The sequence below is a fragment of the Thioclava sp. 'Guangxiensis' genome (assembly GCF_045348365.1).
Taxonomy (GTDB): Bacteria; Pseudomonadota; Alphaproteobacteria; order Rhodobacterales; family Rhodobacteraceae; genus Thioclava; species Thioclava kandeliae.
Map to the genome: position 1 here is coordinate 1,881,274 of NZ_CP155822.1, position 12,890 is coordinate 1,894,163.

General features: G+C 61.3%; 11 protein-coding genes and 1 tRNA gene. 3 read left to right on the plus strand and 9 right to left on the minus strand.

The features are described from left to right. Nucleotides 1–120: 120 nt before the first annotated feature. The 3 genes from ABEB22_RS09330 to ABEB22_RS09340 all read right to left on the minus strand — a co-directional run bounded on the left by ABEB22_RS09330 (nt 121) and on the right by ABEB22_RS09340 (nt 4,677). A complete protein-coding gene (locus ABEB22_RS09330; protein ID WP_406870145.1) occupies nt 121–3,261 on the minus strand; it encodes a hypothetical protein in 3,141 nt (1,046 codons plus the stop codon). Nucleotides 3,262–3,477: 216 nt separating this feature from the next. Continuing rightward, complete coding sequence (locus ABEB22_RS09335; RefSeq protein WP_339113166.1) at nt 3,478–4,464, minus strand: hypothetical protein; 987 nt, start codon at nt 4,462–4,464, stop codon at nt 3,478–3,480. Nucleotides 4,465–4,593: 129 nt separating this feature from the next. Next, nucleotides 4,594–4,677 (minus strand) — tRNA-Tyr (locus ABEB22_RS09340). Nucleotides 4,678–4,815: 138 nt separating this feature from the next. Here ABEB22_RS09340 and rlmB point away from each other — a divergent pair. The 3 genes from rlmB to ABEB22_RS09355 all read left to right on the plus strand — a co-directional run bounded on the left by rlmB (nt 4,816) and on the right by ABEB22_RS09355 (nt 6,998). Continuing rightward, on the plus strand, nt 4,816–5,613 hold the full coding sequence (gene rlmB, locus ABEB22_RS09345) for a 23S rRNA (guanosine(2251)-2'-O)-methyltransferase RlmB (RefSeq protein ID WP_339113165.1): 798 nt from the start codon (nt 4,816–4,818) through the stop codon (nt 5,611–5,613). A 234-nt stretch (nt 5,614–5,847) separates the two neighbouring features. Further along, on the plus strand, nt 5,848–6,270 hold the full coding sequence (locus tag ABEB22_RS09350; RefSeq protein WP_339113164.1) for a CoA-binding protein: 423 nt from the start codon (nt 5,848–5,850) through the stop codon (nt 6,268–6,270). A 149-nt stretch (nt 6,271–6,419) separates the two neighbouring features. Beyond that, nucleotides 6,420–6,998: a cupin domain-containing protein gene (locus ABEB22_RS09355; RefSeq protein ID WP_406870146.1), complete on the plus strand. Its 579-nt coding sequence runs from the start codon at nt 6,420–6,422 to the stop codon at nt 6,996–6,998. Between the two features lie 72 nt (nt 6,999–7,070). Here ABEB22_RS09355 and ABEB22_RS09360 read toward each other — a convergent pair whose 3' ends face one another. The 6 genes from ABEB22_RS09360 to ABEB22_RS09385 all read right to left on the minus strand — a co-directional run bounded on the left by ABEB22_RS09360 (nt 7,071) and on the right by ABEB22_RS09385 (nt 12,848). Next, on the minus strand, nt 7,071–8,375 hold the full coding sequence (locus ABEB22_RS09360; protein WP_350936997.1) for a TRAP transporter large permease: 1,305 nt from the start codon (nt 8,373–8,375) through the stop codon (nt 7,071–7,073). Continuing rightward, on the minus strand, nt 8,372–9,022 hold the full coding sequence (locus ABEB22_RS09365) for a TRAP transporter small permease (protein WP_406870147.1): 651 nt from the start codon (nt 9,020–9,022) through the stop codon (nt 8,372–8,374). Before ABEB22_RS09365 ends, ABEB22_RS09360 begins: the two co-directional genes overlap by 4 nt. Before the next feature lie 69 nt (nt 9,023–9,091). Next, nucleotides 9,092–10,090, minus strand: a complete 999-nt coding sequence (dctP, locus tag ABEB22_RS09370; protein WP_339113160.1) for a TRAP transporter substrate-binding protein DctP — start codon at nt 10,088–10,090, stop codon at nt 9,092–9,094. Nucleotides 10,091–10,380: 290 nt separating this feature from the next. Next, on the minus strand, nt 10,381–11,211 hold the full coding sequence (locus ABEB22_RS09375) for an ABC transporter permease subunit (protein WP_339113159.1): 831 nt from the start codon (nt 11,209–11,211) through the stop codon (nt 10,381–10,383). Beyond that, nucleotides 11,208–12,089 (minus strand): ABC transporter permease subunit, encoded by an 882-nt coding sequence (locus ABEB22_RS09380; RefSeq protein WP_339113158.1) that lies wholly within the window; start codon nt 12,087–12,089, stop codon nt 11,208–11,210. Before ABEB22_RS09380 ends, ABEB22_RS09375 begins: the two co-directional genes overlap by 4 nt. Before the next feature lie 39 nt (nt 12,090–12,128). After that, complete coding sequence (locus tag ABEB22_RS09385; RefSeq protein WP_339113157.1) at nt 12,129–12,848, minus strand: transporter substrate-binding domain-containing protein; 720 nt, start codon at nt 12,846–12,848, stop codon at nt 12,129–12,131. Nucleotides 12,849–12,890 lie beyond the last annotated feature (42 nt).

Genomic DNA, 12,890 nt, shown 5'->3' on the forward strand with positions numbered 1-12,890 from the left:
CATGCGCGGATGACCAAGCAGGATGTGCTGCAAGGCTAGTCCAGATACTGGCGCGAAAAAACTCGAATTTTCGTGTGGGGCAAGTGCAATTGCCGCAGGCCGGATCGGGAGTGGCGAAGATCAGCCGTCGATCAGGTTGATGCGGTAGGCGCGCGAGCCCTTCTGGTAGGTCAGGGAATTGTCATTGATCGCCGTGATGCGTCCGCCATCGAACTTGTCGCCGATCTGCACCTTGACGAAACGGCCATTGGGCATGCGCAAGAGGGCGCGCCGGCTGGTCGTGCCGCCATAGACGCCGATCAGATTAACCTGATTGAGCTTGATGGCGTTATCGCTGGTGGCGGCTTTGGCCACCGAGGCCGAGGTCGGCAGAGTGGGCGCGGAACTGGCCTCCGGCTCGTCATCGGCTTCGGCTTCAGGTTGCGACTGTCGCTGCGGTTGCGGTGCAGGAGTCGCGGTGCGGGCGGTTTGCCGTGGAGCGGGAGCAGGGGCTGCCGCTACAGGTGTGCTGGCCATCGCCGCCGCAAGAGCCGATTGCACCGCGTTCGAGAAATTCTGTGGCCGGCCGAGGGGGCGGCGCGATACGGTCACCGCCTGGTCGGTGGCCGTGGCTTGCGCGGCTGCGGCCTGCGCGGCTGCCTCTTGCTCGGCGGCGCGCCGCTCCGCTTCCGCCTGTGCCGCTGAGGCAACCGTTGCCGGACGGGCGCGCAGGGGAGAGGCGCTCGAGAGACGCGGATCGCTGGTCTGCGGGGCCGCTTCTGTGACGTTATCTGTCTGGGCGCTCTGCGTTGCGGCCTGCGGCTCCTCGGGTTTCGCGGCAGGCTTGGCGGCGGGGCCCTGCGTCTCGGGCAGGGCGGCTGCCACGGGGATGGGGGCATTAGCGGCGGCCTCAGCCGCCTTAACCACGCTCTCGGGCCGTAGCCGCGGTGTTTTGCCCTTCAGCGATGGCGCCTGATAGGGCATCGGCTTGCCGGTCGCTTCGGTATAGGCAAAGGCCACATCCTGCGGACGCGCGCGCGGGGTCTTGGGCGGTTCGCCCGCCACCAGCATGTAATTGCCAGGCATCAACACGCCTTCGGTGGTGGGGGTCACCGTGCCGTCAGGCTGGATGCGGGCCAGCTGGTTATAGGGTGGGGGGGCGTCAGGCACTGTCGGTTCGGGGTCGCGCTTTGCAGGGGTGTCGAGCATATCGACACTGCCGGTTGCAGCGACGGGCTGCGCTTCGGCGGTTGCCGAGGCCGTATCGCTGGCGGTCGCCTCGGCAGTGGCCGGTTCTGTAGCGGTAGGGCTTTCGGTCTGTGTGGTATCTGTTTGCGCAGTGTCGGCCTGACCAGCGTCGGCCTGACCAGCGTCGGCCTGAGCACTGTCAGTCTGTGCGCTTTCCGTCCGGGCAGCGTCCGGCGAGAGTGCGGATTGCTCCTGAGCCGCGGGCAGGTCCTCGCTCTCGGAGCCGTTGCCCATGAGCATCGCCAGAATGGCCAGGACGAGGATCAGCACGCCAGTCAGCATCAGCCCGAGATATTTCGGCTTGCCACCGATACGCTCCGACAGATCCCCTGCGGGGGCATCATCTTCCTCGTCTGCCGCGCGGCTGACGCGGGCAGTGATCGAGACACGTCCCTGCGGGTTGGTTGCATCCTCTGCCGCGACCGGTTTGCGCGACAGGGGGGGGCCCTCCGTGACAGGGGCGATCACCGGTTTGCGAAGCTCGCCTGCCTTGCGTTCGGGCGTGGATCTGGCCGTAGCCTCTTTTTCGTTCCCACGTTCGGCATGCAGGGCAGGGCCCTTGCCGATGGCGGGCAGGTCGCGGCGCGCCCCGCTCAATTTGGGCGTTGCCGCAGCCTGTTCGGCATCGGCTTTCTGCGCGGCGAGCGAGGCGTTCTTGCCGGGCATATCTTCGGGCCGTTCGACGCCGAATTCGGCACGCAGCCGGTCGAGATCGCTCTCGGGGATCGAGATCCGGTCCGAGCCGCCATTCTGCCAGCTCTGTGCCTGGGCGCTGGCGCGGTCGGCAGCCCCGATCGTCGCGGAGGCGGCCTGCGGGCTTTCAGCGAACTCGTCCTCGGTATAGGGGCCGCTTTCGGCGCCGAAATCGCTGCCATATTCGGCTTCACGGCGCTCTTCCTCACTCGGCTCCTGACCATAGACCGCCAGTTCCTCGGCCAGCGAGCTGCGCGGCGTCCGGGCATGCAGGGTGTCGTGCATATCCTCGGGCATGTCGTCAATTTCGTCCTGCCATTGCGGCGGGTCCATAACATATCTGCCGGTGTCATAAGCGGCAGGAGCGCCATAGGATTGAGCGGGCTCCGCTTCGGCAGGCTCGTAGTCCTGCGCGGAACGGGCATATGTCGCCCGCGCGGCCTCTTGCTCGGCCTCCTCGCGCTCCAGCCGTTCCTGTTCGAGCCGTTCGGCTTCGAGGCGCTCGCGCTCCAGCCGTTCCTGTTCGAGCCGCTCGGCTTCGAGGCGCTCGTGTTCCAGCCGTTCCTGTTCGAGCCGTTCGGCTTCGAGGCGCTCGTGTTCCAGCCGTTCCTGTTCGAGCCGCTCGGCTTCGAGGCGCTCGTGTTCCAGCCGTTCCTGTTCGAGCCGTTCAGCTTCGAGGCGCTCATATTCCAGCCGTTCTTCCTCAACGCGGGCCGCTTCGGCGGCGCGCGCCTCGGCTTCCGCGGCCTCGGAGGCGGCTTGGGCTGCGGCGATGGCCGCGGCACCTTCCTCGGGGGTGCAGATCACGATGGCCTTGTGGTCGGGTTGCACATAATCGCCCTGCGCCAGATATTCGGGCGCATAGGTGGTCAGGCCAAACCACGGCTCGCCCATGAACTCCTCGCCCTGCGGCAGTGCAACGAAGGAGACAGGCCGCATTCCGTGGCTTTCGGCAAAATCCTCGGCCTCGCGCAGCGTGTCGCGTGCGATCACCGCCACATGCACCGTCTTTCCGGGACCGGACCAGTCGAAGACCAGATCTTCCACCGGATAGGGTGTCATGCCAACCAGAGCGGCCTCGATCTGGCGGCGGCGCTCGGCGATGGTCGGGCCGGGGGCATGCACTGCGGTATAGAGGATTTGCGAGGCGGGAATGACGAGCTTGGTGGCAAACTCCGCCCCGCCCAGCTCGATCACCTTGGCGCGCAGCGCGGCCATCCCTGCCTCGAGCCCCGCCTCGTCATCGAGCCGGACCTGCCCATGCGCCATCCAGCCATAGCTGTGGCGTGCAAGGAGGCTGACGGTTTCGTCCGCGAAATTCAGGGCGAATTGAGGTTTCATGGTTTGGCTCGGTGCGTCTCATCGGGGCCTAAAGGCACCGTTTTGGTGTTTTGTTACTGGTAGCCGAGAACGGCTTTCAAGGAAAGCGGCGAACCACCCTGATGGGTGATTTTACCGGAGACTTCGGCAAAGCGCTGCCCATATCGGCAGGAGCTTGCACGGGGTGCCCGAGCCGGAGCGCTCCTGCCGGAAGGGCCGGTTGTAGGGCGCGCAAAGCTATCGTAGCCAGAGCCCTTCGCGCTTGATCCGGTTGCGCATGACCTTCTCGCGGCGCGGCAGGTCGTTCTGGTCGAAGAGCGCGCGGATCTTCTTGCCTTTCCCTTGTAGCACGAGTTTGCGGATCGGCTCATAGGCCTTGATCACTTTTTTGATCCGGTTGGGCGTGCAGACCTCTTCGACCATCGCGATGGCGCTTTCGCTCTCTCGGGCATAGAGAAGGGGAAGCGTGCGGTAATGGCAGCTTGACGCCCCATCGAGCGCGTCGAGGCTTGCGGGCGGACGGCCGCCGCCGAGCGAGGCGATGACCAGCGGCAGCGCGATCTGATCGAGCCAGGGGTCGAGCGACTGGCAGGCCAGCTCATCGGGCGTCTCGTCACGGATGGAAAGCGCAAAGCGCAGGAAGCGCGCGCCGAATTCCTGCGCATCAGCGCCCATGAACCAGCCCGCGTTGAAATAGAGAAAGCGTTTCCAGAATTCCTCGGGCTGGCTCAGATCGAGCGTCGGCTCGAAGGCGATGCCGAACCGGTCATAGAGGCATTTCCAGATTTCGTGATAGCCCGGTCCATAAAGCGGCGGTTCGGGCCATGTGCCCTCGCGGCGCATGGAGGCGGTCGGGTAGCTGAAATCGAGCGGAGGCAGGGGCGCGGTGAAAACGGTATCGGTATCGAAGAAGATGAAAGGTTGGGCCGGAAGGGCGGCCAGCGCCTCGATCTTGTTGCCATAGGGATAGTCTTCGCCGAAATGGCGATTCTCGAAGGGCAGGATCTCGGCGCCGTCCTCTTCGAGAATGGCCCGGATCTCCGGCGTGAGGGTGGTGGGCTCGCGCCAGCGCGCACCTGTGGGTTCGGCCACGATAAGCCGTCCCTTGAACTCGGGGTTTGTCGCGCGGAAAGAGCGTGTAAAGACCACGGCCTCATGCTCGAGACGCCCCCGCTGGGCGATGCAGAGCACGATGAAGTTTTCTTCTGACGATTGTTGCGACATGAAGGGCTCCGGATCGAATGTTGCGAGTATACTAAGCGCAACGCTGCCAGAAAAGACAGAGCTATGTCTTTTCCTAATCACATATTTTTCAGGAGCTTACAGCGTATCACCAGAACCCCTGAGGGGTAGTGGTGGGTGACCCTGGAATCGAACCAGGCGTGGGTCTCCCCGGCGGAGTTACAGTCCGCTGCCGCACCTTGCAGCACGTCACCCGACGCTGTGTGGCGGCTTTTACGGAGAGTGGCGGGGACCGTCAAGCACCTTTTTCGATTTTTCTTGCAACTCTTTCTCGGGCTTGCCAATTGGCGCGCAAATGCGCAGGAAGAAGATCAAGTATATAAGGGGAATCCGATGAAGAAGCCGTCTTGGGTCATCGACAAAGAACGTTCGAAACGCGCAGCGGCGGCGGAAACCGTATGGCTGTTCGGTATTCATGCGGTGCGTGATGCGCTGCTTAATCCCAACCGCACGCGACTGCGTCTGGTCCTGTCCAAGAATGCCGCCGACAAACTGGCCGAGGCCATCGCACAATCGGGCATGGAACCGGAGATCGTCGATGTGCGCCGCTTTACCAAGGACGTGCCGATCTCCGAGGATTCGGTCCATCAGGGGGCGGCACTCGAGGTGAAGCCTCTCGACTGGGGCAAGCTGGTGGATGTCTGCGAACCGGGGCAGGGCTCTCCGGTGGTGGTGCTTCTCGACCGCGTGACCGATCCCCATAACGTGGGTGCGATCCTGCGCTCGGCGGAGGTGTTCGGCGCGCGGGCCGTTGTGGCACCGCATCGCCATTCGGCGCCCGAGACCGGCGCCTTGGCGAAAACCGCCTCCGGCGCGCTGGAGCGGCAGCCCTATCTGCGCATCCAGAACCTTGGCGATGCCATCGAGCAGCTCCAGAAGATCGGCTATGTGGTCTATGGTCTCGCGGGTGAGGCGGAGATGACGCTGGCCGAGGGTCTGTCGAACTCCTCCGATCTGCCGATCGCGCTGGTGATGGGCGCCGAGGGGCCGGGGCTACGCGAGCGCACCCGCGAGCTGTGTGATCATCTGGTGAAAATCCCCTTCGCAGCGGATTTCGGATCGCTCAATGTCTCGAATGCCGCGGCGATTTCGCTTTATGCGGCTGTCAGTCGCCTCCCTGCGCAATCGTGACAGAACTGCCACGGCGCGCGAAAAAATCGATCTTACGGATCACATAGTCGAGAGAATAGCGACGGGGCCTTTAAATGGCCGCCGTCGTTTCTAACTTGATAGGCAGGAGGCGCAGACTCGGAACCGCTGCGCCTTGTTCACTGTCCCTCGTTCCGCACTCGCGCCCGGGCCTTATGGTCGGGGCGCTTTTTTTTGAAGGATTCCCGCAAGGGAGTGAAAAAGGGAGTAAAGCCGATGACGACCGACACCACCCTGCGCGAAATATTTACAGCCACCAAGGTGATTGCCGTGGTCGGCTATTCTGCCAACACGGACCGGCCGTCGCATATGGTCGCGAAATTCCTGCAAGGCAAAGGCTATCGGGTGATTCCCGTCAATCCGGGGCTGGCGGGGCAGAGCGAGTTGGGCGAGACCGTCTATGCCGATCTCGCTTCGATCCCCGACGGGATCGCGGTGGATATGGTGGATATCTTCCGCCGCTCCGACGCGGTGCCCGAGATCACCCGCGAGGCGCTGGAGCATCTGCCGTCGCTGCGCACGGTCTGGATGCAGATCGGGGTGGCGAATGCCGAGGCCGCGGAGCTTGCGGAGCAGGCAGGAAAGACCGTGGTGCAGGACCGCTGCCCGAAGATCGAGATGCCCCGTCTCGGGCTGTAAACCGGGGTGATCGTGCAGGGTTGCTTAATATTTTTGCATATCCCGAATAAAACTACGGTAAATGCTCGGATTTGCGTGATTTTCTCGTCATTAATCCGTTGCCCTGCTAAGAAAATGTTCCGGACGTAAGGATACAAACGGGACAGGCGATGGAATTTGATGTGGGTGCACGGCTCAAGGCCGTGCGCAAGGCGCGCAAGATGTCACAGCGGGAAATGGCCGCGAAATCAGGCATCACCAACGGGATGATCTCGCTGATCGAGGGCAACAAAACGAGCCCGTCGATTTCGTCGCTCAAGAAAATCCTCGAAGCGCTCGATCTAACCCTGTCCGAGTTTTTCGAAAGCGATGCGGCGGTTGTGGATAAGTTCGTGTTCCGACATGACGAACTGGAGCGCATCACCCCCGAACAGGTGGATGGCTCGGGCATCAACCCGCTGTCTCCTGCGGCCAAGTTGCAGCGTCTGGGCTATTCCCAAGGCAGCTCGCTTCTGATGCTCTACGAAACCTACGAGCCGGGCGCTGATACCGGCGAGCCCTATACCCATGAGGGCGAGGAGGCGGGGTTCGTAATCGAGGGCGAGCTGCTTTTGGAGGTCGATGGCGAGGTCGAGGTGCTGCAAGTGGGGGATGGCTATAAATTCGCGTCGACCAAACCGCACCGTTTCCGCAATATCGGCTCTGTGCGCTGTGTTGTGATCAGTGCCTGCACACCGCCAACCTTCTGAGACCTACGCATTCTGAGACGTTGTCCCCAAGCGGATAGAAAAAGGCCCGAGGTGATCCCTCGGGCCTTTCTTTTACTGGATGCCCATCAACAGGCGCGGCAGCCAGAGCGACAGATCGGGACAGAAGGTCACGATCATCGTCATCGGCAAATGCCCGAAGATCAGGAATTTCAGCGTTGGTTTGAGATATTTGTCGAGCGTCAGCTTGGAGACGCCGCCAGCCATGTAGAGCATCGGTGCACAGGGTGGGGAGACGTTGCCAAGGCCCAGATTGGTGCCCACGATGGCCGCGAAATGGATCGGGTGGATGCCCAGTTCGTTGATGACCGGCAGGAAGATGATCGCGGCCAGAACCGAGCCCGAGATGTCATCCACGATCATGCCGATGAAAAGAAGCACGATATTGATGAGGATCAGGATGACATATTTGTTGTCCGACAGCGACAGCATCGCCTCGGCCACCTCTTTGGGGATCTGCTGCAGGATCATCGCGCGGCTCATCATGAAGAGGAAGAACAGCACCGAGATGATCGAGCCGGTGGTGATGGCCGAACGCACGAAGGAGGTCGCAAAGCTGCGCAGTGTCAGGCCCTTGTAGATGAAGAAGCCCACGGGGATCGCATAGACCAGCGCGATGGCCGCGGCCTCGGTAGGGGTGGCGATGCCCGAATAGATCACGCCGAGGATGAGGACCGGCATCAGGAGCGCCCAGAACGCCTTTACCCCCGAGCGGCCGATAGTCTTTACCGACTGGTCGAAGGTCAGCTTCTCCTCGACCTTGATGGTGTCGACATTGCGCAGGAAGATGAAGTTCAGCACGACATAGATGACGGCCAGCAGGATGCCGGGGATCAGGGTCGACAGGAACGCCGCGCCCACCGAGATGCCGCCGGTGATGGCGAAGACGATCATTGGGATCGAGGGCGGGATCATCAGCGCCAGAACCGACGAGCAGGCCACAAGCGCCGTCGCATGTCCTGCGGGGTAGCCCTCACGGATCATGCGCGGGATCATGATCTGGCCGATGGCTGCAATCGCTGCCGAGGACGAGCCCGAGATCGCGCCAAACAGCGCACAGGTGATGACGGTCACGGCCCCCAGACCGCCCTTCACGCGGCCAACCAGCGAGTTGACGAAGTTGAGAAGGCGTTCGGAAATCCCGCCTTCGGCCATCAATGTGCCTGCCAGAACGAAGAGCGGCAGCGCCAGCAGCGCGAAGCTGGAGGTGGTCTGGTAGGCATAGGGCAGAAGGAACGAGACATCCGAGCCGCTCGCCAGCCCGAAGACCAGCGCCCCCGAGCCGAAGGCCAGTGCAATCGGCATCTCGGCCAGCAGCAGCACCACGATCAGGGCCATGGAGAGGAAGAAGATCGTCATTGATCACCCCCTTTCGCCGCGAGGGCGGGGTTGCGGAACACGCAGAACTGATTGATGAATTGCAGCACCAGATACAGCACCATGCCACCAAAGCCCGCGATCAGCGACGAGGACCATAGCCAGCGCGGCCAGCGCATGTAGGAACTCATGCGGTTCTTGTCGATCTCGAACATCGCATAGCGGATGGCGTAATAGGCAAAGACGCTCGCCGCGATCAGCGAGAGCACGGTCATCAACATCCGGACGGCCTGAATGGTGCGCGGCGTCTTGACCACCAGTGTGAGAATGCCGCCATGGATATGCTCGCCATTGCGCGTCACATAGGCCATGCCGAGGAAATAGATCCAGACGCCGAAGAGAAGGGCGATCTCCTCGATGCCTACGAAGGGCGAGTGGAAGACATAGCGCAGCAGCACCTGCGCGAACATCAGCCCGGCCAGTGCGAGGCCGAAGACAAAGAGGAGCGTGAAGATCAGCCCCGCCAGCAACGTCTCGGCCCGCATCACGGCGCCATAGAAGCCCGTGGGCTGCCATTCGGGGATGGCGGTCAGCTGGTCGGGAATGTCGGTCGCGTCGACTTCTGCGACATAGATATAGCTATCCGCACCGACCGGTTCGTGCGGATGCTGCTTGGATGATCGGGTCATGAAAGCCTAGCGGGGAAAGAGGAAAGGAAAGGCCCGGCACCGGGGTTGCGGTGCCGGGCAGGGGCGGGGTTACTCGATCCCTGCCGCTTTGCGCAGCTTGCCCATGATTTCAGGACCCACGATCTTTTCCATCTCGGGCCATTCGGTCGCGTAGACGATCTCCTTGGCCGCGGCCATCTGGTCATCGTTCAGGTGGACGATCTCGACCCCCGCATCTGCGGATTTCTGGAGGAAGTCCTCGCTCTTGGACTGGGCATCGGCCCATGCGTGATCGATGACCTTGTCGGCATTGGCCTGGATCTCGTTGCGCTCGTCCTCGGGGAGGTTGTCCCACCAGTCCTTGTTCACCAGCCAGAAGGCGGTTTCGAAATAGTCATTGGTCAGGATATTGGCATCGAGCACGTCGCGCATGTCATAGGTCTCGACGGCGGTCGAGAAGGCGCGCGCATCGACGGTGCCCAGCTGCAGTGCAGTATAGACTTCGGCCAGCGGGATCGGCACGGCCGAGAAGCCCAGATTGCTGAAGCGGTCGACGGCAATCGCCACCCCGGGCACGCGGATCTTCACGCCGGCACCATCGGCGGGGAAGTTCACGGGGCGGGCTTTGACGCCCTTGCGGATGACGACCGAGCCGAAATCGGTCGGGATCAGGCCGATCGCGTGCAGGTCCATGTCATGCAGGATGTCGTTATAGACCTCCAGCATCTCCGAACCCGGACCATAGACGCGCTTTGCATCGTCCCAGTTGTCGACGACGTAGCCCAGCCAGCTGAGATCAAGACGCTGGTCGAATTCGGACGCGCCCCAGGTCAGGGTCATCGGCACCACGCCCTGCATGGTCTGCTCGAAGAGCGAGGTCCAGTCGCCGAGATCGCCTGCAGGGTGGTAATCGATGCTCACATCATCGCCCATATCGGCAATGAATTCCTCGGAGATCGAATGGAAGACATGCTCGGTGTTCATCGCATGCGCGAGCATGAAGCTGTCTTTGGCATGGGCGGGCGCGAAACCTGCCACAGCGCAGAAAGCGGCGGCAGTGGTTGCGCGAAGAATGGTCTTGATCGACATATTGTTTTCCCCTGTTGAGGGCCCTCGGGCCGTGAACAGGGATTGGCTAACATGCACGCTTTTGTGACACAAATATATTAAACACTACACAGCATATATCCGCATATATTCTGTCTTATTTGAGCCTGCTTAAATTATTTTGTTTTCTTTTGGCGTATATATTAATCGAATCCCACCGTTTCCTGGTTGCTATTTAATCAGATGCCACGAATTCGAAACCGCAGCCGCCATGGGCTACGGTCCTGTTTAATGCAGCGCAAAAGCCGCAGGTTGTGTTTTATATATTGTGATTACCGGATGAGATTCGGACGAATCTTCAATTTGCCCACCGCACCCGGCATATGGCGGTTCAGCCGGCGATTGATCAGTCCGAAGACCGAGATCACGATCAGGGTCAGGCAGACGAAATAGAACGCCGCAATCGGATAGGCCACGAAGGGATTGAAAGTCTTGTCGGCAATGTAGCTTGCATAATAGAGCGCATCACCTTCCTGACGGAAGGCCGGGAAGCCCGAGAAGAACACCAGCGCCGTCGAATGGAACAGGAAGATCGCCTCGTTGGTATAGGAGGGCCATGCAAGCCGCAGCATCGTAGGCCATGTGATCTTGCGGAATTTCTTCCAGCCCGAGAACCCATAGGCATCGGCCGCCTCCATATCGCCCTTGGGCACCGAGCGGAGCGCGCCGTAGAAGATCTCGGCGGCATAGGCGGAGGTGTTGAGAAACAGCACCAAGGTCGCCCCTGCCCAGGCGCGCGTCACCCACGAGGTCTCGATGGTGATCCCCAGCACGTCGAACCCGCTGCGGGGCAGGGCGCTGAGCAGCTCATAGGCCAGAAAGAACTGGATGAACAAGGGCGAGCCGCGAAACAGGAAGACGAACCAGTCTGCCGGTTTGCGCAGCCACAGTGTTTCCGAATTCTTGCCAAGCGCGAGGGCTGTGGAAAACAGGAAACCGAAAGCCAGCGCCAACACCCCGAAATAGATATTCCAGATCATGCCGGAGCCGATCAGGGTGAATTCGTGGCACAGGGTGAAATCGGTGCGGGGCAGGGCACGCTCGCCCAGCCCGATGGAACGCAGCCCGTAATCCTGGATGATCTGAATGCAGCTGTCGCTCATGCTGCGGCCTTTCGCATTTTTTCGCCTGCCAGTGTGGCCTGACCGCGCGAAAGCCGCGCATTGATGCGGGCGAATGCCCATTCGGAGATTTTCGTCATCAGCAGGTAGAAGACCAGAAGGGCGAGGAAATACCAGATGCGCCAGTCGGGATGGGGATAGTCATAGATACCGGATTTGGTGGCGCCCAGCTCGCGCGCCCAATAGACGATATCCTCGACACCCAGCAGGAACAGGAGGGGCGTCGCCTTGATCAGGATCATCCACAGGTTTGACAGGCCCGGCATCGCATAGACCCACATCTGCGGGATCAGGATACGCCGCGTGATCTGGCGCGGGCTCATACCATAGGCCTCACCGGTTTCAAGCTGCGCGCGCGGCACGGCCTTCATCGCGCCAAAGAGCACATTCGAGGCAAAGGCCCCGAACACCACCGCGAAGGCCACCACGGCAAGGATGAAGCCGTAGATCTCGTGCCAGATCTGAGGCGCGGAATTGGGCGGCAGTTTGGCGGCGGGACAGACGAGGAAGTTCATGTTCTGCCGCACGGGCTCTGTCCAGTCAGGGCAGAGCGTGACGTGGCGGATATATTCCAGCCCCTGATCGAGGGCGATCGGAACGAAGAGGAAGAAGATGATATCGGGCACACCGCGCACCATCGCGGTATAGGCCTTGCCAAAGATCCTCAGCGGCAAGATGTTCGAGCGCGCCGCCAGCGCACCGCCGAAGCCGAAGGCAAGGGCGAGGGGAGCGGTAATGACCAGCAATGCCAGAACCGTGCCGAACGAGGCATAGAACATCAGGTGTTTGCCGGTGGTCAGATAGCACAGAAGCCAGCCAAGGCCGGAAAGTGCGGAAGGGTCGGTGCAGCTGTCGAACATCGGGAATAAGAGGGGCGGGATAGACCCGCCCGCTGCTCCTTAGTAGTGTTGGGCGTCTTCGCCGAAATATTTGGTGATCAGGTCATTCAGCGTGCCATCGGCTTTCATCGATTCAATGGCCTTGTTGAACTTGTCTTTCAGCTCGGTATCGGACTGGCGCAGCCCCATGCCGACGCCATCACCCAGCTGCACGTCATCACCGACCCATTTCAGATCGCCTTCCTCGGCAAAGGGCTTGAGCGCATCATAATCGGCAAACACCGCATCGGCTTCGCCATTGCGCACGGCAGCAACCGCATCGTCGAGGGTGGCGTATTCGGCCAGCGTCTCGCCTGCACCGGCCACATATTCCGATTGCAGCGTGTTCACCTGCGCAGCCACGATCGCGCCTTTCAGATCCACGCCCTCATCGAGCGCCATATATTTGGAGGCCGCCGGCGGGGTGTAGTTCTCGGTGAAAGCGATGGTCTCGGCACGTTCTTTGGTGATGTTCATGCCGGCCATGATGGTGTCATAGTTGCCCGACAGAAGGTTCGGGATGATCGAATCCCAGTCATTGGTGACCCATTCGCAGGTCAGCTCGGCGCGTGCGCACAGTTCGTCGCCCAGCTCGCGCTCGTAGCCCGCAACCTGACCGTTATCGTCGATATAGTTATAGGGAGGGTAGGCGCCCTCGGTCCCCATACGCACGACATCCTGTGCCAGAGCAGCCGTGGCACAAAGCGTCATTGCGCTGGCAGCCATAAGCAGTTTTTTCATGAGAATTCCCCTGTGAGTTCTGTTTGTTGATCTGTTTTGGGT